General features: G+C 66.2%; 20 protein-coding genes. 10 read left to right on the forward strand and 10 right to left on the reverse strand.

What is annotated here, in order from left to right:
- Positions 1–3: 3 nt before the first annotated feature.
- The 6 genes from ACIBCN_RS36300 (at position 4) to ACIBCN_RS36325 (ending at position 6124) form a co-directional block, all read left to right on the forward strand.
- Complete coding sequence (locus ACIBCN_RS36300; RefSeq protein WP_396996446.1) at positions 4–1020, forward strand: TauD/TfdA family dioxygenase; 1017 nt, start codon at positions 4–6, stop codon at positions 1018–1020.
- A gap of 132 nt (positions 1021–1152) precedes the next feature.
- Complete coding sequence (locus ACIBCN_RS36305; RefSeq protein WP_396996447.1) at positions 1153–2679, forward strand: ABC transporter substrate-binding protein; 1527 nt, start codon at positions 1153–1155, stop codon at positions 2677–2679.
- Positions 2680–2689: 10 nt separating this feature from the next.
- The gene (locus ACIBCN_RS36310) at positions 2690–3640 is read left to right on the forward strand and encodes an ABC transporter permease (RefSeq protein ID WP_396996449.1); all 951 of its coding nucleotides are present in this window, start codon (positions 2690–2692) and stop codon (positions 3638–3640) included.
- Positions 3637–4533, forward strand: coding sequence for an ABC transporter permease (locus ACIBCN_RS36315; protein WP_396996450.1), 897 nt, complete (start codon positions 3637–3639; stop codon positions 4531–4533). The genes ACIBCN_RS36310 and ACIBCN_RS36315 overlap by 4 nt, the downstream gene beginning before the upstream one ends.
- The gene (locus ACIBCN_RS36320) at positions 4530–5354 is read left to right on the forward strand and encodes an ABC transporter ATP-binding protein (RefSeq protein ID WP_396996452.1); all 825 of its coding nucleotides are present in this window, start codon (positions 4530–4532) and stop codon (positions 5352–5354) included. Before ACIBCN_RS36315 ends, ACIBCN_RS36320 begins: the two co-directional genes overlap by 4 nt.
- On the forward strand, positions 5351–6124 hold the full coding sequence (locus ACIBCN_RS36325; RefSeq protein WP_396996453.1) for an ATP-binding cassette domain-containing protein: 774 nt from the start codon (positions 5351–5353) through the stop codon (positions 6122–6124). Before ACIBCN_RS36320 ends, ACIBCN_RS36325 begins: the two co-directional genes overlap by 4 nt.
- 28 nt (positions 6125–6152) lie before the next feature.
- On the opposite strand, the gene ACIBCN_RS36330 is transcribed toward ACIBCN_RS36325, so the two are convergent.
- From ACIBCN_RS36330 to ACIBCN_RS36375, 10 genes are read right to left on the reverse strand one after another with little or no spacing between them, the layout of a single operon-like run.
- Positions 6153–7463: a cytochrome P450 gene (locus ACIBCN_RS36330; protein ID WP_396996455.1), complete on the reverse strand. Its 1311-nt coding sequence runs from the start codon at positions 7461–7463 to the stop codon at positions 6153–6155.
- Positions 7463–8653, reverse strand: a complete 1191-nt coding sequence (locus ACIBCN_RS36335; RefSeq protein ID WP_396996457.1) for an MFS transporter — start codon at positions 8651–8653, stop codon at positions 7463–7465. Before ACIBCN_RS36335 ends, ACIBCN_RS36330 begins: the two co-directional genes overlap by 1 nt.
- A 23-nt stretch (positions 8654–8676) precedes the next feature.
- Entirely contained in the window at positions 8677–9621 is a 945-nt protein-coding gene (locus tag ACIBCN_RS36340; RefSeq protein WP_396996459.1) for an NAD(P)-dependent oxidoreductase, read from the reverse strand.
- The gene (locus tag ACIBCN_RS36345; protein ID WP_396996461.1) at positions 9621–10853 is read right to left on the reverse strand and encodes a cytochrome P450; all 1233 of its coding nucleotides are present in this window, start codon (positions 10851–10853) and stop codon (positions 9621–9623) included. Before ACIBCN_RS36345 ends, ACIBCN_RS36340 begins: the two co-directional genes overlap by 1 nt.
- 40 nt (positions 10854–10893) lie before the next feature.
- Positions 10894–11520 carry a GNAT family N-acetyltransferase gene (locus ACIBCN_RS36350; RefSeq protein ID WP_396996462.1) on the reverse strand — a complete coding sequence of 209 codons (627 nt, stop codon included), beginning with the start codon at positions 11518–11520 and terminating at the stop codon, positions 10894–10896.
- Between the two features lie 51 nt (positions 11521–11571).
- The gene (locus ACIBCN_RS36355) at positions 11572–12714 is read right to left on the reverse strand and encodes an acetyl-CoA carboxylase biotin carboxylase subunit family protein (protein ID WP_396996463.1); all 1143 of its coding nucleotides are present in this window, start codon (positions 12712–12714) and stop codon (positions 11572–11574) included.
- The gene (locus ACIBCN_RS36360; protein ID WP_396996465.1) at positions 12701–13819 is read right to left on the reverse strand and encodes a pyridoxal phosphate-dependent aminotransferase; all 1119 of its coding nucleotides are present in this window, start codon (positions 13817–13819) and stop codon (positions 12701–12703) included. The genes ACIBCN_RS36355 and ACIBCN_RS36360 overlap by 14 nt, the downstream gene beginning before the upstream one ends.
- Positions 13812–14792: an arginase family protein gene (locus tag ACIBCN_RS36365; RefSeq protein ID WP_396996467.1), complete on the reverse strand. Its 981-nt coding sequence runs from the start codon at positions 14790–14792 to the stop codon at positions 13812–13814. Before ACIBCN_RS36365 ends, ACIBCN_RS36360 begins: the two co-directional genes overlap by 8 nt.
- A complete protein-coding gene (locus ACIBCN_RS36370; protein WP_396996469.1) occupies positions 14785–15807 on the reverse strand; it encodes a methyltransferase domain-containing protein in 1023 nt (340 codons plus the stop codon). The genes ACIBCN_RS36365 and ACIBCN_RS36370 overlap by 8 nt, the downstream gene beginning before the upstream one ends.
- Positions 15808–15835: 28 nt before the next feature.
- Complete coding sequence (locus tag ACIBCN_RS36375; protein ID WP_396996471.1) at positions 15836–16945, reverse strand: 4-hydroxyphenylacetate 3-hydroxylase N-terminal domain-containing protein; 1110 nt, start codon at positions 16943–16945, stop codon at positions 15836–15838.
- A 716-nt stretch (positions 16946–17661) separates the two neighbouring features.
- Between ACIBCN_RS36375 and ACIBCN_RS36380 the strand changes: the two genes are divergently transcribed.
- Genes ACIBCN_RS36380 through ACIBCN_RS36395 form a run of 4 tightly spaced genes read left to right on the forward strand, consistent with a single transcriptional unit; the run spans position 17662 to position 24782 of the window.
- A complete protein-coding gene (locus tag ACIBCN_RS36380) occupies positions 17662–22476 on the forward strand; it encodes an SDR family NAD(P)-dependent oxidoreductase (RefSeq protein WP_396996473.1) in 4815 nt (1604 codons plus the stop codon).
- On the forward strand, positions 22473–23315 hold the full coding sequence (locus ACIBCN_RS36385; RefSeq protein ID WP_396996474.1) for a 3-hydroxyacyl-CoA dehydrogenase family protein: 843 nt from the start codon (positions 22473–22475) through the stop codon (positions 23313–23315). Before ACIBCN_RS36380 ends, ACIBCN_RS36385 begins: the two co-directional genes overlap by 4 nt.
- Before the next feature lie 37 nt (positions 23316–23352).
- The gene (locus ACIBCN_RS36390) at positions 23353–23625 is read left to right on the forward strand and encodes an acyl carrier protein (RefSeq protein WP_396996475.1); all 273 of its coding nucleotides are present in this window, start codon (positions 23353–23355) and stop codon (positions 23623–23625) included.
- The gene (locus tag ACIBCN_RS36395; protein ID WP_396996476.1) at positions 23625–24782 is read left to right on the forward strand and encodes an acyl-CoA dehydrogenase family protein; all 1158 of its coding nucleotides are present in this window, start codon (positions 23625–23627) and stop codon (positions 24780–24782) included. The genes ACIBCN_RS36390 and ACIBCN_RS36395 overlap by 1 nt, the downstream gene beginning before the upstream one ends.
- Positions 24783–24796 lie beyond the last annotated feature (14 nt).

The raw sequence follows: 24796 nt of genomic DNA on the forward strand, positions 1-24796 counted from the left end.
GAAATGGCTAACCCATCGTCGCCCATCTGCACCCGAACGATCACCGGTCCCGCCGCATGGCGGAGCAGCGATTTCACCGACCCCGCCCAGTGGACGACCCCGCTGACCCCGGACGATATCGGCGAGTTGTTCACGGCATTGCGGCACAGTCGGCAGACGGGCAAGGAACTCGGCGACATCACCCGCGAGGACTTTCCACTCGATAACCTCGCCACGAAACTCGAATCCGTCTCCCGTGCCCTCGTCGACGGGCGCGGTTTCGCGGTGCTCAGCGGCTTCCCCATCGCCGCCGACATTTCGCGCTCCGATATCGAACTCATGTACTGGGGCCTGTGCGCCCACCTCGGCCCGGCGGTCACGCAGAACGGGCGCGGCGAAATCATGGTTCCGGTCAAGAACTATGGCAACGGCGGCCTGCTGAACGCGACCACCCGCGGCTACCAGACCAACGAGGCGCTCCCTTTTCACACCGACAGTTCGGACATCGTCGGCCTGCTGTGCCTGCGTTCGGCGGGCGAGGGCGGCCACAGCAGCCTCGCCAGCTCGGTGACCATCCACAACGAGCTGCTCCGCGAGCATCGCGAGTTGCTCGGCCTGTACTACGCCGGTTTCTATTACGACCGACGCGACGAACAGCTCGATGGTGAGCGGCCGTACTACCGCAATTCCGTCTACGCGTGGCACGAGGGCAGGCTCACCTGCCGCTATTACGTCCGGCATTTCATCGAGTCGGCGAGCGAACGATTCGACCTCGACATCTCCGAGGTCGAACGCCTCGCGCTGAAGACCTTCGAGGCGATCGCCGCCCGGCCGGAGAACAAGGTCACCATGCGGATCAATCCCGGTGACATCCAATTCCTCAACAACAACGTCATCGTGCACGCCCGTACGGCGTTCGTCGATGCCGATCAGGTCGCCCGCGAGCTATTGCGCGTCTGGCTGAACCCGTTCGGTGCGCCGACTCCGCCGCCGGGACACGCGGCGTTCCGTGAGGGTATGCCGCAGAAGCAGATTCGCTGAACGACGGCATCGTAGGATGTACGTCTCGCTCGTTCAGCCTCTAACCGAGGTCAGGAGAACCAAATTGCAGTCTCGTAACATCGTTCGCATCGTCGGGAGCGGAATGTGAGGCGCGGTCGTCCGATTGCTGTGATGGCACTGACCCTCGCGGTCTGCCTGTGGAGTGCGGCGTGCGGTACCGGCGGTGACGTCGGATCGGACGCGAGCAAGGCGACCCAGTCCGAGACGCCACCGGATGATCAGCTGAACTTGAACGCCACCGCGAACGTCCGATTCGCGCTGGAGCCCGTCAGCCTGAACACCTTCACCACCGCCGGTGTCGCGCTCGACCAGGCGCTGCTCGACAACGTCTACCAGGGCATGGTCACCGTCGACGGCAACGCCAAGGACAAGGTGGTGCCCGCGCTGGCGACGTCGTGGGATCAGACCCCCGACGGCCTGACCTACACCTTCCATCTGGTGCAGAACGCGAAGTTCCACGACGGTGCCCCATTGACGTCGGCGGATGTCGTGTGGTCGCTGCAGCAGGTGATCGCGCCCGGCTCGAAGTCGTTGCGCGCGCAGGACTTCACCTCCGTGGCCGACGTCTCGGCGTCGGATCCGGCCACCGTGACGATCAAGCTGAAACAACGCGACACCAACCTGCTCTGGAATCTGACCCAGCGCGGCGGCATCGTCTACAAGACCGGCACCGATTTCGCCGCCCTCGACGGCGCGGACAACGGCTCGGGTCCGTTCCGGGTGACGCAGTGGAACCGCGGCTCCACCCTCACGCTGTCCCGAGTGGACGGCTACTGGGGTCCCGCGCCCAAGGTGGCAAAGGTGGTGTTCCACTACATCATCGACCCCAACACCGCGAACAACGCCGAGCTGACCGGGCAGACCGATATCCAGACCGCGACCGATCCGTCGCTGCTGCAAGCGTTCACCGGCAACGACAAGTTCGACATGCTGCGCGGCAACAGCACCGACGAATACACTCTCGCGTTCAACGAGGCCAACCCGATCTTTACGAATCCTGATGTGCGCCATGCTATTCGGCAAGCGCTCGACAAGAAGGCCATCATCAAGGCGATCGGCGCAGGCATTCAGATCGGTGGGCCTGTCCCGCCGCAAGATCCCTGGTATGAGGACCTGACTTCGATCGATCAATACAACCCGGACAACGCGAAGAAGCTGCTCGCCGCCGCGGGTTACGGCAACGGCCTGCAGCTGACGCTGGAGTTCCCGAACCACTACGTCACCGCGCTCAGCGACATCCTCGTCTCCAATCTCAAGGACGTCGGCATCACGCTCAACGTGCGCGCTATCGAATTCCAGACCTGGCTGTCGAAGGTGTACAAGAACCACGATTACGAGCTGAGCGTGGTGAATCACGCGGAAGCGCACGACGTGAACAACTACGCCCGTGCCGACTACTACTTCGGCTACGACAACAAACAGGTGCAGCAGTGGTATCGCGACGCGCTCACCGCCGAGACCGAGCAGGCCCGCAACGACCTGCTGAAGAAGATGACCCGGCAGATCTCCGAGGACGCACCGTGCGACTGGTTGTTCCTCGTCGAACTGAATACGGTGGTGCGCAAGGGCATGTACGGCGTCCCACAGCACGAGACCAACAACCGGTTCCCGGCGACCAAGCTCGCGGTCGCCAAGTGACGGAGGTGTCTTGCTCTGGTATTTGATGCGGCGCGCCGGGCTGCTCCTGCTGTCGCTCGCGGTGGCGAGCGTGCTCATCTTCGGGATGCTGCGGTTGCTGCCCGGCGATGTCGCGGCCACCGTCGCGGGCCTGCAGGCGACGCCGGCGCAGATCGCCGCCATCCGCGCCGACCTCGGCCTGGATCGGTCGTTGCCCGCGCAGTACCTGTCCTGGATCGGCGGTGTCTTCAACGGCGATTTCGGCCATTCCCAGCTGAACGGCACGTCGGTGGGCGCCGAACTGGAGCAGAAGCTGGCGGTCACCGGGCCGCTGATCATCGGATCACTGCTGATCGCCTTGGGTCTGGCGATACCGCTCGGCACCTGGGCCGCCGTGCGGCATCGCAGCCGGACCGGGGAGGCCGCCAACGCGGTCTCCCAGCTCGGCATCGCGATTCCGGGCCTGTGGCTGGCCATGCTGCTGATCCTGGTATTCGCGGTGGAACTGAAAGTTCTACCCGCACAGGGCTTTCCGGCTGATCGCTGGGCGGACCCCGGTGCCGCGATACGCAGCCTGATCCTGCCCTGCGTGACGCTCGGCATCTCCGAGGGCGCGGTGCTGTTCCGCTTCGTGCGCTCGGCCATCCTCGGGGTGCTGTATTCGGAGTATCTGCGTACCGCGCGGGCCAAGGGTTTGACCCGCACACAGGCGTTGGTGCGGCACGGTTTTCGCAATGCCGCGCCCTCGGTGGTCTCGATCCTCGGGCTGCAGTTCGCGGTGCTGATCGTCGGGGCCGTGGTGATCGAGCGGGTGTTCACGCTGCCCGGCGTCGGCAGCATGCTGCTGTCCGATGTGGCGAACCGGGATCTGGTGAAGGTCCAGGGGGAGGTGCTGCTGATCGTCAGCGCGGTGCTCGCGATCGGCTTCGCCGTCGACATCGTGCACCGGCTCATCGACCCCCGGCTGGAGGCCACGCTGTGATTCACGCCGTCAACAGGCCCACCTGGCTGCGCAGACGCCGCGCGGTGCAGGTCGCGCTCGCCGCCCTGATCCGGCGGCCGAGTGGGGTTTTCGGGCTGGCCGTGGTCGGCACACTGGTGCTCGCCAGCCTGGTGTCGCTGTGGTGGACGCCCTACGATCCGCAGGCCACCAACCCGAGCAAGGCGTGGTTGCTGCCGTTCAGCGCGGGCCATCTGCTCGGCACCGACCGAGTCGGGCACGACGTCTTCAGCCAGTTGCTGGCCGGGGCGTGGCAGACGCTGGCCGTGGCGTTGGTGGTCGCGGCCATCGCGGGCACGCTCGGCCTGATCCTGGCCTTGGCTGCGCAGCTCACGCCGCACGCGGTCGGCTCGGTGGTGGTGCAACTGATCGACATCATGATCGCCTTCCCCGCGCTCCTGCTGGCGATGGTGCTCGCGGCGGTCTACGGCGGATCGATGCTGACGGTGGCGGTCGCCATCGGCATCAGCTCGGGCGTCGCCGTGGCACGAGTGACGCGCGGCGAGGTGGCGCGGGTGCTGACCAGCGACTTCGTCCTCGCGGCGCGGGCAGCCGGCGCGTCCACCGCACGGATCGTGCGCAAACACCTGCTGCCCGCCATCGCGCCGACGCTGATCGTGCAGCTGTCCTGGGTGATGGCCCTTGCGGTGCTGGCCGAGGCCGCGCTGACCTACCTCGGTTACGGCAGTTCGCCGTCGGCGCCGTCCTGGGGCGGCATCCTGCGTGCGCAACAGGACTACATCAAGGTTCGCCCACTGCTGGTGGTGTGGCCGGGATTGGCGGTGGCACTCACGGTGCTCGGCTTCAACCTGCTCGGTGACGCGCTGCGCAGCGTCACCGATCCGCGGCTGCGCAAGGGGGTGCCGACGCGATGACGCTGCTGCGGGTGACCGACCTGACGGTCGCGATCGACGGCCAGGTCCTGCTGGACAAGGTCGATTTCAGCATCGACGCCGGTGCGCGACTCGGCCTGATCGGTGTCTCCGGATCCGGCAAATCCCTACTCGCCCTGGCGATCATGGGTCTGCTGCCGGAAGAGGCGACGGTGCGCGGCAGCATCCTGCTCGACGGCGTCGAGCTGATCGGCCGCGGCGACCGCGCGCTGTCGAAGATTCGCGGCAGCCGGATGGCCATGGTGTTCCAGGAACCGCTGTCGGCGTTGAATCCGCTGATGCGGGTCGGCAAGCAGATCGCGGAACCGTTGCGGCTGCATCAGGGGATGGGCAGGCGGCAGGCGCATGCCGCGGCGACCGAGCTGGCGGCCCGGGTGGGGCTGCCGGATCCGGCGAACACCGTGCGCGCCTTTCCCCATCAGCTCTCCGGTGGGCAGCGGCAGCGGGTCGGCATCGCGATGGCCCTGGCCGCGCGGCCCGCATTGTTGATCGCGGACGAGCCGACCACGGCCCTGGACGTCACGGTGCAGGCCGAAATCTTGGCGCTGCTAAAAGATTTGGTGGACGAGGAGGGCTCCGCGCTGCTGTTCGTCACGCATGACCTCGCGGTGCTCGCGCAGGTAACGCGACGCGTGTTGGTGCTGGGGAAGGGGCGGGTGTTGGAAGACGGCGACTTGGCGGAGATCTTGCACGGGTCGAAGGACCCGTACCTGCGCACCCTGCTGGAGCTGGCGCGGGCCACCTCGTTCCGGCGGCCGTCCCGGCTCGGCATCGACAGCGGTTCGGCGGAGGTGGTGTCGTGATCCTGCTCGAGGCAACGGATTTGAGCCGGTCGTTCCGGTTGCCGCGGACCAGCCTGTGGCACCGCCCGCCACAGCGGCATGCGGTGCGCGCGGTCAGTCTGTCGCTCAACGAGGGCAGCCACCTCGGCATCGTCGGCGAATCCGGTTCCGGGAAGTCGACTTTGCTGCGGTTGCTGCTCGCCCTCGACCGGCCCGACCAGGGGGAGGTCCACTATCAGGGCAGGCTCGTGACAGGCCGCGACCTCGCCTGGTTCCGCAGGGAAGTCCAAGTGGTGCTGCAGGATCCGCTGAGTTCGCTGGATCCGCGAATGATCGTCGGTGATTCGATCGCCGAACCCCTGGAGTGCCTGCGTATTCCGGGCAACCATGATTACCGGGTGTCCGAACTGCTGGTCGCGGTCGGCCTGGAACCCGATGCGGCGGTGCGGTATCCGCACGAATTCTCCGGTGGGCAGCGCCAGCGCATCGCGATCGCCCGTGCGCTGGCGCCTAATCCGAAGGTGCTGGTCGGCGACGAACCGTTCTCCGCCTTGGATGCGTCCACTCGGGCCCAGATCATCGAACTGCTGCGCGATCTGGTGCAGCGGTTCGGGCTGTCGCTGATCCTGGTCTCGCATGACGTCGGCGTCGTCCAGCAGCTGTGTGATCAGCTGCTGGTGATGAAGGACGGGGCCATTGTCGAACGCGGCGCCGCCGAGACGGTGCTCGAGCATCCCGAGCACCCGTACACGCAAGCCCTGCTGGACGCGGTTCCCGTGCTGCCGTTCTGACATCGAAAACCGCTCTTCGACAAGGTCTTCAGTTCAATGCGGTGATCACGATCCGCGCACCGCGCGCGGGAACGTTGGTGATATTGCGAACCCGCCCACGCTCCGGAGCCCCGGGCAGCGCGAGCCGGTAGTGCGTCAGCACCGCTCGCAGCACAACGGCACCCTCCATCAGCGAGAAGCCCGCCCCGATGCAGCGCCGGACGCCGCCGCCGAACGGCAGCCAGGTATTCGGCGCGACGCCGCCGTCGAGGAAGCGGTCGGGCCGGAACCGTTCCGGCGCCGGATGATTGGCCGGATTCTGGTGCGCGAGCACGATCGACGTCGACACCCTGGTGCCGCGCCGCAGCGGTATGCCGCCGATGGTCAGGTCCCTGGTGAGCTGGCGCTGCACCCGTCCGATCACCATGCGGTGCCGCAATGCCTCCTTCACCACCGCCTCGAGGTATTTGTCGTCCCCGTCGCGAGCCGCCTGCCTGGCCCGATCCTGAATATCGGGTGCGGCGGCCAATTCATGCAGCGCCCAGGACAGTGCCGACGCGGTGGTCTCGTGTCCGGCGAGCAGCAGCGTGACGAGCTGGTCGCGCAGTTCCGCGTCGCTGAGCGGTTCGGTGCCGGGATCGTCGCCCGCGCCGACCGCGAGCAGCCGGGACAGCACATCGGCCTGCTGATCGATCTCCGGATGGTCACGGCGCCTGGCGATTTCGGCGTAGAGCAGCTCGTCGATGTCGGTGCGGGTCTTGGCGAACCGCTGCCACGGCCCGAATTCCCGCAGCCACGGCCATTTCCAGCCGAGCAGCACCACCGGGCTGATATCGGTGACCCGACGCAGCTGAGGTGTCAGCGCGGCCCTGCGGCGCTCGTCGGCGACGCCGAAGACCACCTGGGTGATCACGTCGAGGGTCAGCTCCTCCATCCGGCTCAGCACGCGTTCCGTCGAACCGGCACGCCAGCGCTCCACCTGGGTCTTGGCGATGTCCTCGACCAGCGCGCGATAGCCGTTGAGGGCCGCCCCGGCGAAGGCGGGCATCAGCAGCCTGCGCGCGCGGGCATGCTGGCTGCCGTCGGTCAGCAGCACCGAATGCTCGCCCATGATCATCGCGAGCTCCCGATAGGCCTCGCCCGCATGCAGATCCGCCGGATCCGCGGTGAATATCTCCTTGATGTGGTCGGGCCGGGAGAACACCACGATCCGGTCCGGATACGGCGGCAGCAGCCGCACCGTGAACACATCGCCGAAGCGGCGCGCCTGTGCGCCGAGGAACTGGGCATGTCGCTTGGTGTGCAGCACCGTTTGTAGCAGTCGAGGTAGTCGGGAGGCCGGTGGATATGTGCCGGTCATCAGGTTGTCCTTTCTGCTGAGTTGTGTTCGAGCCGCGCCGACGCCCCGCGCCCGAGCACCTCGATGACGAGGAGGGCGACCGCGCTGAGCGCCGCCGCGGCGACCGGGAGCGCGAAGGGACTGAACAACGCCAGGGTCAGGCCACCGGCGATGCTGCCGAGGGTGACCCCGAGATAGGTCGACGACGAGTTGAGCGCCAGCACCTGCGTCGCCGAATCGGGTGCGGAGTCGAGCAACATCGTCTGCATGGCGGGCGCGTTCCAGTACAGGGACAAGGACCACACGAGGGTCAGCGCCACCAGCACCGCCAAGGGAATCGGCGCGAACATCGTCAGGATCGCGAAGACGACCATGGTGCCGAGGAACAAGGCGAAGCCGATGCGCAGCGCGGCCGACGCGCCCTTCTTGTCCACGTAGCTGCCACCGGCCACCGAACCGATCAGACCCGCGATGCCGGCCACCGCGAACAACAGACCACGTTGCCGCAGCGACGAATTCGAGAAGTCGGCCGCGAAAGGTCCGAAGTAGGTGAACATCATCAGCGCGCCACCGAGCAGGATAGTGTTGCCGAGCAGCACGGTGATCACCGGCCTGCTGGACAGGGCCGTGAGATGTGTTCGAGCCGAGACCAATTCGCCCGGCTTACGCAGGTATCCACGCACCCCGAACAGCAGCACCATCGACAGCACGCTCAGACCGGCGAAGACGACGAAGTTGCCACGCCAGCTGAAGATGCTGGCCCAGAGCGTGCCGAACGGAACGCCGATCGCCAACGCGCCGACAATGCCGGAGGACACGATGCCGATATAGGAGCTGCGCTTCTCCGGTGGCGCCAGCGTGGGGGCGAGCGCGAACATCGCGGGCAGGCAGGCGGCGGCGGCACCCGCGGCCAGCACCCGGAGCACCATCAGCTGCCAGAACGAATCGACCATGGCGGCCAGCAGGTTCGCCAGGGTGAAGACGATCGAGGCGCCGACGAAGACGCCGAGCCTGGTGCGGCGCGCCGAGGCGAACGCGATCAGCGGTGCGCCGATGACGAGCACCAGCGAGTAAGCCGTAACGAGTTGTCCCGCAGTGGATTCCGAGACGCCGAGATCGGCGGCCAGTTCGGGGAGCACGCCCGCGATCATGTAATCGTCGGTGTAGAAGACGAATACGGAGAAGGTGATCGCTATCAACCAGAACGGCATCGGGCCTCCAGTGGCACGGGTGGTCAGGGAATCAGGTAGTCCGTGGCGATCGTGCGCGGGTCGATGCGCAGGGACGGCTCCCTCATTGTCGACTGATCAAGGGTCCCGGTGGCGTGGATTGCCGCCCAGTCCCGGTGATACAGCGGATCGCCATCCCACGGCCGCCATGCGGTGTGCGGCGTCAGCGTGACGCGTCCCTTATCCATCCAAGGCCGCAACAGCTCTGCCCGGTCGTCGGTTTCGACATCGCTGGTGAGCCGGCCGGTGCCCGCGGCGAGCCAGTGCAGCAGGGCGTCGCCGTCGACGGGGGAGGAGCGGGCGGGATTGATCAGATGCCCGTCGAGCCGCAGGCAGCGAAACAGCGCGTCACCGATGAAGTCGGACACCTCGGGCAGACCGGGCAGTGCGACGACCATCAGGTGCGCGAATCGATGCGGCAGATGATCCAGCGGCGTCGCCTCCCCGCTGCCGAACGGATGCGCGGTGCGCGAGCGCGGCCGCACCACGGTCACCCGGGCGCCGAGTCCGGCCAGTGTTTCGGCGACGGTGTGACCGAAGGCCCCGTACCCGACTACGAGGGCTTCGCGGCGGTTGAAGGGTTTCGGCATGTCGTCGGCCGCGTCGCTGGCGCAGTGCAGGACGTGCTGGGTGATGACGTATTCCGACAGCGACGGCGCGTAGGCCCGCGCGCTTCTGGTCACCAGGTTGTTCCGCGCGAGCGCCGGAATATGCGGATAGCTGGGACCGGACGACACCAGGTGTACCCAGGAATCCGTTGTCGCGGCGGCGGTTTCGGCCAGCTCGGCGGCGGTGAGGTCATGCGCGGCCAGTGCGATCATCTTGTGCTCGAGCGCGGTACCCGGCGCCACCGGCTCGACGTGCACCCCAAGCGCACCGGCGACGGCGGCCGGATCGGCCGATGCCCCCACGCAGTAGAGCGTCGCCGGATCCACCGTGACGGCCCGCATCAGCGCGCGCTGGTCAACGCCAGCGGAGCTCGGATATGTCCGTGCAGGACAATCGAATCCCGCCATTGCCGACCCGGTAGCAGCCGGGCATTCGGGAACGCGGTGAGGAAGCTGCCTACCGCGACCTGCCCCTGCACCTTCGCCAAGGACGCGCCGAGGCAGCGGTGCACGCCGGTGGAGAAGCTCATACTCGTTCGCGCCGTGACGTTTTGGACGTCGAGCCGGCCCGGATTCGGGTAGGCGCGGGTGTCGTAGTTGACCGCGCCGACCCAGATCAACGCCCCGGTGCCCGGCGCGACGACCCGATCACCGATCGTGGTCTGCACCCGGGCGGTGCGGTGGGTCAGCTGGATGGGGGAGTCGTAGCGCAGCAGTTCCTCGAACCACGGATCGGTCAGGCGGCCCTCGTCCAGCACCTCGGCGCCGAGGCCGTGTTCGAGCAGCGTCACGAGGGAATTCGCGATGAAGCTGACGGTGGTCTCGAATCCCGCCGCGAAGACGAAACCGACCAGCGTCAGCAATTCCGCGAAGGTGAGTTCGCCTGCCGCGTGCATGCGGACGCAATCCTTCAGGAATCCCTCGTGCAGAATTCCCGGATCCTTCGTGCAGTCCACCACGAAGTCGGTGAACTTGCGCGCCTCGGTCATGCCGCGCCGGTATTCCGGAAAGGTGATGCCGACGTCGAGCAGTTTGGCGCCGTGCCCGCCCAGCGAGTCGAGCATGTCGTCGCCGAGATCGGGGATGCCGAGGAAGTCGGAGATGACCCGGATGGGAATCTTGCGCGCGAAATCCGCGACGAGGTCGATGTTTTCCCGGCCGTCGAGCTCGGCGAGCACCGCCTCGGTGTGTTTGGTGATGATATCGATCGAGCTCGTCACCGCGCGATGGGTGAACATCGGGAACACCAGTTTCCGTAGCCTGGTGTGCTCGGGCGGGTCCATGAAGACCAGGGCGGGGGCGTCGAGCGCGATGGGTACCGATCGCCTGGTCAGCCAGCGGTAGACCCCGGCCGCCGGGGGGATCGCCACGGGCTGGTCCGCCGACCAGTCGTTGCTGCGCAGGATTTCCTCGCTTTCCGCGTACCCGGTGACGACGATGCCCGCGGCGCTGTCGTGCACGCCCGCCGTCGCGCCGATCTTCGTCAGGACCGCCCGGTAAGGAGCACCCTTTTCCGGTGGCCGGAGAAACAACCGGCCGACATCGTTTTCGTCGCCGAGCATCGAGTCGGGCAACAATCGAAGCGGACCGTGTAGTAGGAACCAGCGAATAGGATCAGTGACCACCGAGCTCGCGGAGGACAATGTCGACACCCCCTTGTCGTTTCATTGCGGCATAGAAGCTTTCGCGCTCGAAGCGGAACAGCGCGGCCTGTTTGTGCGGTAGATCCACCTCTCCGAGCTCCTGGCCGTCCACGACCTTGCAGACACTGCGGTCGAGCGTGCGCACCAGTTGATTCGAGGCGGTCGGGTCCGAGATCACGCCGGTGCAGTCCGGGTAGGTCTCGAAGACGCCGGCGATGAGTGCGACCCAGAACGGCAAGGCGTACCCGAAGTAGTCGGGTTCGCCGATGCAGCCGTGCATGCCCATGTCGTTGTCCGGCGTGTCGTAGTAGTCGGCGACCGCGTCCAGTGCGACGCGGTACAGCTCGACGTAGCCGCCCCGCTGCCCGTCCTGTCCGACGAGAAAGGGGCGAGTCTTGTTGTCGGAGAACTGGAAATCGATTTCGTCCTGCCAGCCCGCGCGGTCCCAGTCCTTGTGCATCGCGATCTGTACGTGCGGCTGCGCCATCCAGTGCACGACCTGGTGGATCTCGGCCGCGGTGGACGGGGTGACCGGGGTGAGTTCCCACGGAGGCGGCAGCACCGGCGCCCGCCATTCCTGAAAGGCGAAGTCGGTCAAAGGTTTACCCCGTCGCCGAGACCGATCTATGGGTCGTCGCTCACTCGTCACTCACGGCACCTCGTTCGCGGTTGCCAGCAGTTCGAGCGCGGCGAGGACGGCCTCGGTGCGGCCGGTGATCCTGGCCCGCCCACCGAGGCGGATTCGATCGAAGGACGGGTCGACGGGCAGGTGATCGATGCGGTCGGCCCCGGCGATCGGCTGGCCGACGCGCCACATCCAGCCGCCCGAGGCGTCGGGATCGATGGTCGGCTCCGCCCAGTCGAAGCCGGCCTGGATTCGCAAGTTGAGCAGCTCGAGATCGATGCCCGCGATGATCCCGGATTGGAACGGGACGTCGCCGCCGGAGGCACGCGCGCACACTTCGCTGACCACGACATCGGCGAAAGTGGGACCACTGGAAAGATATTCGACGTGCGCGGTGAACGTGCCGTCGAGGCCGAGGGCGGTACACGTCCGGATGGCGAGCTCGGCGAGTTCGGCTTCCAGTGCGGGGGTTGTCCGGGCCGACCCGGAGCCGCCGCCCTTGGTCAAATCGAGCAGGGAACGGATGTATAGTCCCGAAAACAGATGTGTCACAGTGCCATTCGAGACCAGCACTTCGGAATGATATTGCGGGCCTTCGAGTAACCGTTCGATCAGGCCATCGCCCAGCGCGCCGAGATCGACCGTGCCGAACCTCTCGGTCCGGATCCCGCGCAGGTTCGCCTCCGCGGCCGGTTTGACGATGACGAGCTCGTCATCGGCGAACCCCGTACAGCCGCCTGCCTTTTCGACGCTGCCCTCGGTCACGATCAGTGTTTCCGGGACGGGGATACCCGCGGCTTCCAGCGCCCGGCGCATGACACCCTTGTGCCGGTAGTTCTCCAAGGAGCCAGCGGGGATAGGTGTCGGCAGGCCCAAGTCGCCACACAGTTGCGCGGCAAGACCGAGCAGGTACTCGTCATTGGTGACGATCGCGGTCGTCCCGGCGGGAATCAGCGACGGCCATTCGTCGATGTCGGCGATCTGTTGCGCGCCGATCCCGGCCAGCTCGTCGTCGCCCTCGCGGACCAGCGGAACCTCGCCCGTCCGCAGTACCCGTAGCTCGGCGCCGGCGGCCGCGACGGCCGCCCCGAACTCGGTCAACCCGACGGTGCCCAGCGATTGCTTCGCCTGGAGCAGGACCACCGTTGCGCGATCACCTGATGACAACACGCCTCCACGCCTCTAGGTGCTGGTCGACCCGCTGGCAGCCGAGGACGACGGCTTCCGGATCGCGCGCCAGCGAGATACGGATCAGATCGGTGCCGAGTTTTGGCTGCGCCCAGTAGAACAGCTCGCCGGGCAGCACGTGCACACCAGCCTCGCCGAGTTCAGTGTAGAGCGCGCTGGCCTCGACACCTTCCGGTAGCCGGAACGTATCGACCGAGATTCTGGACGCCGGATAGGCGGGCGCCAGGTTGATATGGTCGCGCGCCAGCGTCCGGTTGCTCTGGATGCCGCCGCGCAGACGGTCGTAGCCACCGTGCCTGCCGTCCTCGGCGAACAAGTCGACGATCCGCAGGATGAACGGCGACGCCGACAGCATGTGATCGGAGTACATCCTGGCCAACGGCAGCGGATTGCCGACATTCCAGTTCAGGAACCCTGCCTTCAATTCCTGTAGCGGCCACAGCTTTCCGGTGTCCTCGATGACCACCCAGTCGAGTTTGTAGCGACCGAGCACGGCATACATGTCGTATTGCGCGCGCAGGTCCTGGGCGCGGAAGCACGAATCGATGACGAGGACGGTGTCGCGGTCGGCGCAGGCGGCGGCGATCTCGTGCAGCCGATCCGCGTCGATCACGGTGCCCGTCGGATTGTTCGGCGAGACGGTGAACAGCACGCCGTGCGTAGGGATTACGTCCTCGAGCGGGCCGGTCGCCAATTCGGTCTCGGCGACCGAATGGATGGTGAGTCCGTGGCCCGCGAGCAGGTCGTGCAGGTTGTCGAAGGTCGGCTCGACCATGGCCACCCGACGGTCGGCGAGGCGAATCGCCTTGCCGATCATGTCGATAGCGGTCGAGGAGGAGTAGCAGCTGCGAAAGGTGACCTCGTCGGCCAGCGCGCCGTGCTGACCGATCGAGGACAAGAACGAGTTACGCGCGCTGCGCTCGACTACGTCGACCGGCAGCTTCCTGGTCTGCGCGAATACCGCTGGAAAGGCCGCGACGATGTCGGATTGGCTGGTGGACAACGACATTCGCGGATGTCCATCGGACAGGTTCACACCGTCGACCAGGGCTCTGACCTCGAGGTCGGTGATGTTATCAGGCATGCAAACGACCATCCTGTTGCGTCTTGGCCCGCCGTGCGGCAGCGGCAAGGGTCATGATTTCGAAGATCACCGCGACACCGAGATGCGCGGTGATATCGGCAGTGTCGTACGGTGGCGAGATCTCGACCAGCGACACGGTGCGAATATCCGGCAGCTGCAGTTCGCGCAGCAGTCGGAGCGCGAACGCCGAGGAGGGCCCGCCCACCTCGGGGGTTCCGGTGCCAGGTGCGCACGAGGGATCGACGAAATCGATATCGAAGGTCAGCGCAACGGGATTGGCGCCGACCCGGTCCCGGACGATCCGGCCGAGTTCGGCACAGCCGAGCGCCATCGCCTCCTCGCACTGGATCACGGTGAAACCGAGGCCGTCGTCGACCAGGTCCTCGCGTGGCACGCTGCCGCGCATGCCGATCTGGATGCTGGTCGTCGGATCGATCAGGCCTTCTTCGGCGGCGCGGCGATACACCGTGCCGTGAAAGTGCTTCATCCCGAAGTAGTTGTCGAGCACGTCGCGGTGCGCGTCCAGCTGGACCAGCGACAGCGGGCCGTGTTGCGCTGCGGCCGCGCGTAATTCGGCGATGGCCAGGCTGTGGTCGCCGCCGACCAGGATCGGCAGCGCGCCGATGTCGTGCACGGTCTTGACGCTGTTCTCGATCAGTTCGAGGGTCTGCAGGTGGTAGCCGGGCACGATGTGCACGTCGCCGCCGTCGACGACGGTGAGCAGATCGGTGATGACCAGATCGCGTTCCCTGCTGCCCAACCGGCCGAGCGTGCTCGCCGAGCGGACCGCCTCGGGCCCGAAGCGGGCACCGCTGCGATAGCCGGTCGCGCCGTCGATCGGCACCCCGAGGATCACCGCGTCCACCCCGTCGGCGGCGGTCAGCTCCCGGATCGGCCGATAGGGGAGCCGGAAGAAGGTGCGCGGACCCGAACTCAGCCGGGAGACCGCCTGGCTGTCGGTGTAGTCAGTCATCGTGGGTTCCCTTGGACCGCAACAGCATTGCCGTCACGATGCCGGTCTCGTCGAGGCCGGGCGTGTCGACGTCGTCCACCACGACCTCGAGTCCCTCGCTGGCGTACAGGTCCGTCCAGTACTGCTTGGGGGCCAGGCGCTGGTCGGTGAACGGGTGCAGCAGGAAGTAGTGGTTGTAATAGTTCGTGCGATGCGGGTCGCGCATCTTCTCCGGGTCGTCCCAGCAATAGTCGATATCGATGACCAGGAGTTCGATGCCGGGGTTGGTGTCGAACAGCGACCGAAGGAACTTCCGGACGCCGGCTTCGCCCTCCTGGCCCAGGATTTCGTGGATGACGAAGCTGATGATGCCGAAGTCGTAGCGGGATTCGGTGTGCTCGAGATGGCCGATCGCGTCCGCGTTGACGATGTCGATCCGGTCGGCGTGCGGCGATCCGGACACGAATTCCACTGCGGCGGCGGCGCCTTCGGGGCTCGGCTCGATCCCGGTGAGGCGCATGTCCGGATACTTCTCGGCCAGCGTGGTCAGGAAGATGCCGCTGCCACAACCGAGGTCGATGCCGCTGGTGTAGTTCTTGCCGCGCTGCTCGAGCACGCGATACATCAGCGGGATGGCGTCGTGCACGCTGATCTCGCAGCTGCCGATGCCGACCATGCGGCCGTCCCTCGGTACCGCGGCAGAGCCGGTGAATCCGCTGCCGATATCGAGGAAAGTGCGGCCGTATCCGCCGATCATCATCTGATACCAGCCGCGTGCTTCCCAGATCTGCACGAGTTTATCGGTGGCCCGGTCGTTGTCGATATATCCCGCGGTGTGCAGGAAGAGTTGCAGCGCGTCGACCCGCTCCGGTGTCGTGATGCCCGATTCCAACGCCTTGCGCGCGGAAATTTCGTGCACCACGATTTGTTCCAGAATTCCGTGCTCGATCAGGTTGTACAACACTGCCGACTGCACGTATCCGCTGAACGGCTCCAGCGCTTCGATCAGGCGTTTCCGGTTGAGCATGTCGTTCATACCTCTCTTTCGGTGCTTTTCGCCCCGGTCAGCCAGCGGCGAGCCGATCGGGATCACCGACGAATGCCAGCTCGTATTTGTTCTGTCGATATCCGTACGCCCCCGACGAGAGATTGGTGAACAATGTCCAATCGGAGAGCTGTGGTGCGGCGGAGATCAAGCCGTGCTGGGTGGTTCTGCCCGGTTTCGGGCAGATGAGGTCCAATCCGGCGATCTGCGAAAGCAGCGTCGAAGCGCCTTCGATGCGTTCGGTGAAATTACCGATGCCTTGCAGGAGCATGGCGCGATCGGCGGCCCAGAAACCGTAGCGCTCGTCGAATGTCGCCGAGTCGAGCGCGGCGGTAAAATCGCGCTGGGTGCTCGCGGCGAATCGGCGCAGTTTCGCCAGGATTACCGCGGGTTCCTTGACGGAGGTCTGGCCGCCGTCCAGTACTCGTTGCGCCAAGGTGTAATACATCTCGGCCTTCGCGGACATCCGGGCGAGCGCCTGTATCCAGGCTGGATGGGTCATCCCGGTGCGTGCCCGCAAGGTATTGCACTGTTCGATGGAGCCGTCGATGAAGACCCGGGAGTTGGGCACGAACGCGTGATCCAGTTCGATGATCGCGTCTTGTTCATCGAGCACATCGATGGATTGGTCCGGCAGCTCGTGCGCGCCGCGGAAGCCCGCCCTGGAGTGCACCGTCACGCCGCTGCTGTCGGGTTCGATCGCGACGCACAGCGCGGTGTACTCCTCCGCCTGCGTCAGCATGCGATAGGGGTAGATCAGCAGCACGTCGGCGTAGAGCGCCAGCGTGGCCAGCTGTTTGTAGCCGCTGAGGTAGATGCCGTCGGCGTCGCGCGCGACGACTTTCAGCAGGTGGTCCTCGGAGATTCGCCCGCGTTCGGAGATGTCGGAGATGGCGTGGGTGAGTATCGCGTTATCGGCGCGGCATTCGCGGTGGAACTCCCGGATCGGTCCGGCGCCGTCGCCGAAATGGTCGGCGTTGGCGGCCCAGGCGGAGACGATGCCCGCGAGGAAATCGGGGCTGCGTCCGAGCAGTCCGCCGCTGTGCGCGGCGAACCGGCGCAGCTGCCCGGCGTACTCGAAGAATTGCTCTTGTGTTTCCGGTGGTGTCCAGATGCAGTCCCAGAACAATTTGAGATCGGGATTGGTCCGCAGGCCGTCCAGAGTTTTTGCGAAAGGGGTGTTGGTTCTTTCCGCAAAAGTAGCCGAAATAGTTTCGGTTGAGCAGCTGATCTGCTGAGTTTCCAATGGATATCCTTAGCCCTGCGACCCGGAAGTCTGAAATGCAATACTATTTAATAGAACCTGATCCCGTAACACCCCGACTCTGAGTATGGCCAACCCGTAGCCCGCGCCGCTTTCAAGATAGCCGACCTAACGAAGTGTAACCATTCCAGTTTCTGTGACCCTCATCACATTGTATCATTTCTTGATCGCGCGCTGAACTGCTCGTTTACGACTATCTGGAAAGCATCGGAAAGACGGTTTGTAAACCCCCCGATCGGGGGGATCTTATTCTTCTGAAAGCCCCCTTATCGGGGGGTTGTGGATTTACTGAAAAAAGCGAAAAATGCGGTCGCCATCGAGCATGCAGCTTAGTCTGGCGCAGCGACTTTCATTCAAATAAGCATCGGCATGAAGTATGCTGGAAGCAGCGTTGCGAGGTGGGTGTGTCGGTGCTAGATTCGGGGCCACCAGGGGCTGAGCTCGCCCTGATCGGGTGTATGGCAAAAGCTCTGTATGAATTCGAGCATTAAAGCCACGGCCCCGATGTCTGAAGGGTGGTATCGGTGGAGACAAATCGGGTGGGGTCCGGTGCCTTCGATCGCTCGGCGATCGAGGAATGGATGGCAGACAAGATTAGCCAGATCATCGGAATGGATCCGGCGGCGATCGATCGGACCACCACCTTCGCCGCCTACGGGCTGACGTCGTCGGATGCGGTCGGCCTGTCCGGCGAGCTGGAGGAGTGGCTCGGACGCGACCTTCCCGAAACGCTCCTGTACGAGCACCCGACAGTAGCGCTGTTGAGCGCGGCATTAGTCGACACACCCACGGACTTCCTCGGTCCCGCAATCGATGTCGACGCCGCGGCCGCGACTGGATCGGGCCCGGAGGCGGCGGACGACACGATGTGCGTCGTCGGCATGGCCTGCCGATTCCCCGGCGGAGCGAACTCACCACAGCTGTTCTGGCGCAACCTGGCAGACGGCATCGACACGGCGACCGACGTGCCGCCGCAACGCTGGGACGCGCGGCAATTCTTCGATCCCGACCCCTACGCGCCGGAAACGACCTACACCACGAAGGGTGCGTTCGTCGACGACATCGCGGGCTTCGACGCCCAGTTCTTCGGCATCTCGCCCCGCGAGGCGATGCGGATGGACCCGCAACAGCGGATGCTGCTCGAGGCGACCTGGGCGGCGTTCGAGGATGCCGCCATCCCCGCCGACCAGATCCGGGGCAGCCGGACCGGAGTGTTCGTCGGGATGATGGCAGACAGTCGTTACGCGAGCGTCCTGGTCGACCACGGCGGTCGCGGCGAATTGGACGATCCGTACCTCGGGCTCGGCAGCGCGACCAGCGTTGCGGCGGGGCGGGTTTCGTATCTGCTCGATCTGCGTGGGCCGAGCCTGGTCGTCGACACCGCCTGCTCGTCCTCGCTGGTCGCCTTGCATCTGGCGATGAACAGCATCCGCAACGGCGAATGTGATCGGGCCGTCGTCGCCGGAGTCAGCGCGATCGTGCATCCCGATACCTACGTGCAGGCGTGCAAGATGCGGATGCTTGCCGTGGACGGTCGCTGCAAAACCTTCGACGCGACCGCGGACGGATTCCTGCTCGGCGAGGGATGCGGCGCGGTCGTCGTGGAACGGCTCGCCGAGGCGAAAGCCCGGCGGCACCAGGTGCTCGCGGTGGTGCGTGGGTCGGCGGTGAATCAGGACGGCATGAGCAACGGCCTCACCGCCCCGAACCGGGCCGCGCAGGTCGCGGTCATTCGCGAGGCGCAGCAGCGCGCGGGCGTCAATGCCGACGATATCGATTACGTCGAGGCGCACGGATCAGGGACGCAGCTCGGCGACGCCATCGAGATCGCCGCGCTGACCGAGGTTTTCGGCGGATCCAGGCCGCTGTACGTGGGCGCGGTGAAGACGAATATCGGCCACCTCACCGGTGCGGCCGGGATGGCCGGGTTGGTCAAAACCGTGCTGGCACTGAACCGCCGGACGATTCCGCGAAACCTGCATCTGCGCCAACCGAATCCGGCGGTCGACTGGTCCGCCACGCCGGTTCGCCTGCCGCACGAGAACATTCCGTGGCCGCGCGAGGACGAGCGCGTCCCTACCGCGGGTATCAGTTCGTTCGGATGGTCGGGCACCAACGCCCACGTCATCGTGTCCGCGCCGCCGGCCGAGGTGGCCGAACAAGATCCCGAAGGTCGGCGGCGCTGGCACATCCTGCCGCTGTCCGGGCGCTCGCCCGAGGCGTTGACCGCTGCCGCACATGCGATCTCGGAGTACCTGCGCAGCAACCCGCGACTCGCTCCCGCTGCGGTGGCTGCCACCTTGCAGACGGGGCGAACTTGCATGCCGTGCCGAACGGCGGTGCCTTTCCGGACACTCCTCGAGGCGGCTGAGGCACTCGATGAGGTCGGACGCAGAGTTCCGGTGGCGTCCGTGCCGGGTGGGCCGCTGCCGATCGTGCGATTCGTGTTGCCGGGCACCGGCGATCAGTTCCCCGGGATGGGGCGCGACCTCTACGGATCGCATCCGGCATTCCGCGCGGCGATCGATCAGTGTGCCGACATCGCGGCCGAGTCGCTGGGCATGGACCTGCGCACCGCCCTGTACCCGGACGCGGCACCGGTGGTATCGGACCCCTTCGCGGCGTTGCGTGGCGACGCGACCACCGCCGCCGGGGAGCTGATCACTCGAATCGACCTGGCGCACGCGGTGATTTTCGCGTTGAACTACGCGGCGGCGCGGCTGTGGCACAGCTATGGCATCGAGCCGCGAGGCCTGCTCGGCTATAGCCTCGGCGAATACTCCGCCGCCTGCCTGGCCGGTGTGTTCGATGTCGATGTGGCGCTGCCGCTGGTCATTCGGCGCGCACAGCTCGTCGCGGCCGCCGAACCCGGCGCCATGCTCACCGTCGCGGCCGCCGCGGACCGCGTCGCCGATTACCTTGGCCCAGAACTGTCCTGCGCGGCGGTCAACGGTCCGAACACGGTGGTCGTCGCCGGAACCGATGCCGCGATCACCACACTCGAACAACGCCTCGCCGCCGACGAGATCGCCGCGCGGCGGGTGCCGACCACCCGCGCGATGCATTCGTACCTCCTGGATCCGCTGCGCGAGCGGATGATCGAACTGTTCGACGGGATCGAGCTGCGCGCGCCCCGAATTCCGTTCGTGTCCAACCTGACCGGCAAATGGATCACCGACGATCAAGCGCGCGACCCGCACTACTGGGCCGAACACATGTGCGCGACGGTCTCCTTCGCCGACGGCGTGCACACGCTCGCCGACTCGGAGCCATGCGTGGTGCTCGACCTCGGGGCCGGTCAGCTGGCCAGCCTGGTCAGCCAGGCGCTGGTGCACACCGGCGGTGCCACCGCGTTGCCGACGCTGCGCGGCTCGTCGACGCGCGATCCGGACGAGATGGTCGTGTCTCGCACCCTCGGTCGTTTGTGGGCCGGCGGGGTGGACGTGGATTGGTCGCGTATCGGATCGGCCGGGCCTTCACTCTCGCTGCCGACGTATTCGTTTCAGCATCAGCAGTTTTGGCCCGCCACCGAGAAGACTCGTGGCATCGACCGGATCCGGCCGCTTGCCGCTACCGACGCCGCGGCCACGGAGCTCTTCGAACCACAGTGGGTCGCGGTGCCCGCGTCCGATTCGACGGACCGGTACGGGCCCTACCTCGTCTTCACCGACCCCGGCACCCGCAGCGCCGATCTCGCCGGTCATATGGCCAAGGCGCTGGACGGCGCCGACTTGGTCACCGTGGTCCCCGGCACCGAATTCGGGCCGGCTACCGCGGGCGGCTACCGTGTCCGGCCGGGCGAGCCCGACGACTACGCCCGGCTGATCGAGGCGCTCGACGAGCGGAACCTGCTGCCACGCACCATAGTTCACCTGTGGTCGGTGCACGGTACGACGGACGATCCCGCCACCGTCGACAGTGTGACGGTGCATCGACGTTTCGGGTTCGACAGTCTGATGGCCCTGGCGGGCCAATGGGGTCGCCGTTGCGTCGACGGGTGCCGGGTCCTGGTCGTCACCGATCACGCGCAGTTCGTTGATCCCGAGGACGTCCTCTATCCCGGCAAGACCGTCGTGGCGGGTCCCGCGCTGACGGCCGGGCAGGAATATCCGGGGCTGGCGGTGCGCACGCTCGATGTCGTGACGCCGGTCGACGACGAGCACGGTTCGTGGGACGAGCTCACCGAAGCCGTCGTCGCCGAGATGCGTTGGCCGGGCACCGATACCGTGATCGCGCGTCGTGGGCGGCGAAGATTGGTAAAACGCTTCCGCCCGCTCACCCTCGACGCACCCGCACCCTACGTACGCGACGGCGGCGTCTACGTGATCACCGGTGGGACCGGAAGTATCGGCCTGCAGGCGGCCGCGCATCTGGCCGCCGCGGCGTCCGATGTCAAACTCGTCCTGCTGGCCAGGACGCCGCTGCCGGATCTCTACGACACGGAATCGGTCGCGCAGGCCGGTGATACGTCGCGCGCCAAGGCGGCCGCGGTACGCGACCTGGCGCGTGCCGGTGCCCAGGTGCTGGTGCTGACCTGCGACATCGGCGATCGCAAGGCCACCGCCACCGCAATCGCCAACGCCCGCAACAGTTTCGGCGCGATCGACGGCGTGATCCATGCCGCGGGCGTGCTGTCGCCGGACGCGTTCACCACGATCGAAGCGACGACGCCGGAGATCAGCGCCGCACATTTCCGGGCAAAGATCGACGGCACGATCGCGCTCGCCGCCGCACTGCGCGGCGAACGTCCCGACTTCGTCGTCCTGCTGTCCTCGATGTCGGCGGTCCTCGGCGGCATCGGGTTCGCGTCCTACGCGGCGGCCAACGCGTTTCAGGACCAGTTCGTCACGATGCCCGGCCTGCCCGGCGGTTCCGCGTGGCGCTCGGCGTGCTGGGACACCTGGCAGTCGACCGTCCGGCACGGCGAAAAGCCCGGTGTCGCTGCCTCTTTGGACAAGTATTCGTTCACCGCCGCGGCTGCGCTCGCGGTGCTGGACCGGCTCATCGCGAGCGGGCCGCGTCGCGCGGTGGTCTCCGCCGGTCAGCTGCACGACCGCATCGAAACATGGGTCGGCGGCGACGATCCGTTCGGTGAGGCCCCCTCGTCGGCACCGGACCGACCGGCGGCCGCGCCGCCCGGCCGAACCGTCGAGGAGTACCAGCGCCAGCTCGCGGAGTTGTGGCGGCAGGCGCTCGGCGTCGAGCAGGTCGGCCCGCACGACAACTTCTTCGAGTCCGGCGGCAATTCGCTGGTCGGCCTGCAGCTGATCAACTCGATCAAGAAACAGTTCCGCGCGATCGTGCCAACCGTGGCGTTATTCGAGGCGCCGACGATCGCCGACATGGCCGACTACCTCCTCACGGCCACCGCAGACGAAAGGAAGTCACGGGCATGAAACTTCTCGGCGTCATCGGTGCCGGTGTGATGGGCACCGGTCTAGCACAAGCCGTTGCCGCGCACGGCATTTCGGTCGTCCTCGTGGATAGCTCCCGCGAACAGCTCGAGCGCGCGGAAAGCGAGGTCGTTCGGTACTCGCGCACCGGACGCCTGTTCGGCCACGACACCGAGAAGTACGGCGATCTCACCAAGCGGGTCAGCTACACCACCGATATCGGCGATGTCGGGGCCGCGGAATTCGTCATCGAGAACGTCACCGAGAACTGGGCGCTCAAGGCAGAGATATATCCGGAGCTGGACCGAATCTGTGCGCCCGACGCGGTCTTCGCGGCGAATACCTCGTGCATTCCGATCACCAAGATAGCCGGGGTCACCCATCGCCCGGATCGGGTGATCGGCATGCATTTCATGAACCCCGTTCCGATGAAATCCACCGTCGAGGTGATCCGCGGCTGGCACACCTCCGAGACCACCATCGCGATCGCGCTGCAACTGCTCGCCGACCTCGACAAGCGCGGCATCATCGTCAACGACATGCCGGGCTTCGTCTCCAATCGGGTGTTGATGCTGATGGTCAACGAGGCGATCTTCCTGCTGCAGGACGGCGTCGCGGCGGCGGCCGAGGTCGATGAGATCTTCCGGTCCTGCTTCGGGCACGCGTCGGGCCCGCTGGAGACCGCGGACCTCATCGGGCTCGACACCATCCTGTACAGCATCGAGGGACTCCAGGAGTTCTACGGAGACAGCAAGTATCGGCCGTGCCCCTTGCTGAAAAAGATGGTGGACGCCGGACTACACGGCCGGAAGTCCGGTCAGGGCTTCTTCTCGTACTCATGACCGAACCATTACCCCCGTTACCGACAGGACGGTAGTTATGTTCTCCGATGCCCGTTCCGAAATCCGCGATTTCGTCGCCAAGAGGTTTCCCGAAGGGCGGCTCCAGGACAATCACGACATCTTCGAAAGCGGCTTCGTCAATTCGCTGTTCGCGATGGAACTGGTCATGTTCATCGAGCAGAACATCGGCGACCGGATTCCCAACGACGAACTGATGCTCGACAATTTCCGGACCGTGGACGTGATGACCGACCTGGTCGCCAGGCTCAACGGGCGCAACGGTCATGGCGCGGCCACCGAGGTGGCGTGATGGCGGTGCAGGCGGAACCCGTTTTAGGCCAAGCATTTTCGCGGGCCGAGATCGGCGCGTTCGTCGACGAGGTGGTGGCGCCGCGGGCCGCGGAGTTCGATCGCGCGGCGCGGATCGATCTGAGCATGGTGACCGAGTTCGCCGCGCACGGCCTGTGGGGCGCGGTGCTGCCGACCGCGGCGGGCGGTACCGGCGCCGGAATGACCGCGCTCGCGCGGGTGCACGAGGAGGTGGGGCGCGGCTGTTCGGCCATGCGAAGCCTGCTTACCGTGCACTCGATGGCGTTGTACGCGCTGGACCGGTGGGGGACCGAGGCCGCGAAAAGCCGGTGGAAGGCCGACCTGGTCTCCGGTGCCGCGCTCGGTGCGTTCTGCCTGACGGAGGCCGAGGCGGGCAGTGACTTCGCCGCGGTGCGGGCGACGGCCCAGCGGGCGGGCGACGAGTGGATTCTCGACGGTCACAAGCTCTGGGTGACCGGCGGTCAGCTCGCCGATGTGCTGCTGGTGTTCGCCCGCACCGCGAATGGGCCCGCGGTGTTCCTGGTCGACGCGGCAAGTCCGGGCATCCGCCGGATTCCGGTTCCGGGGATCACCGGTACGCGCGGCAGTCAGGTCGCCGAGATCGTCTTCGAGAACTGCCGCATCGGATCCGACGCGATCGTCGGGCCCGCGGGCATGGGGTTGGCCATTGCCACCGGAGTGCTCGACATCGGCCGGTTCAGCGTCGCCGCAGGCTGCGTCGGCATTCTGCAGGCGTGTTTACAGGCCAGCGTGGACTATGCCAACACTCGTCACCAAGGCGGCGCCTTGCTGCGCGAACACCAACTCGTGCAACAGATGATCGCCACCATCGCCACCAACACCCGGGCGGCCAGGTTGCTGGTCCGGCAGGCCGCGCAGCTGAAGGACGCGGGCAGTCCCGACACCCTCATGGCGACGTGCATCGCCAAGCAATTCGCGGCGACCTCGGCGGTAGCCGCGGCCAATGACGCGGTGCAACTGCACGGCGCGCGCGGCTGTAGCGACGAATATCCGGTCGGCCGGTATCTGCGCGACGCGAAGGTCATGGAAATCATCGAGGGCAGCACGCAGATGCAACACGTACTGATCGCCGCCGACGCGTGCCGCAATCAGGCACGCGTCATCGACGTCGAGTGATTCGCAGAGATCAG

This window comes from Nocardia sp. NPDC051052 (assembly GCF_044456045.1).
In the GTDB taxonomy this organism is placed as follows: Bacteria; Actinomycetota; Actinomycetes; order Mycobacteriales; family Mycobacteriaceae; genus Nocardia.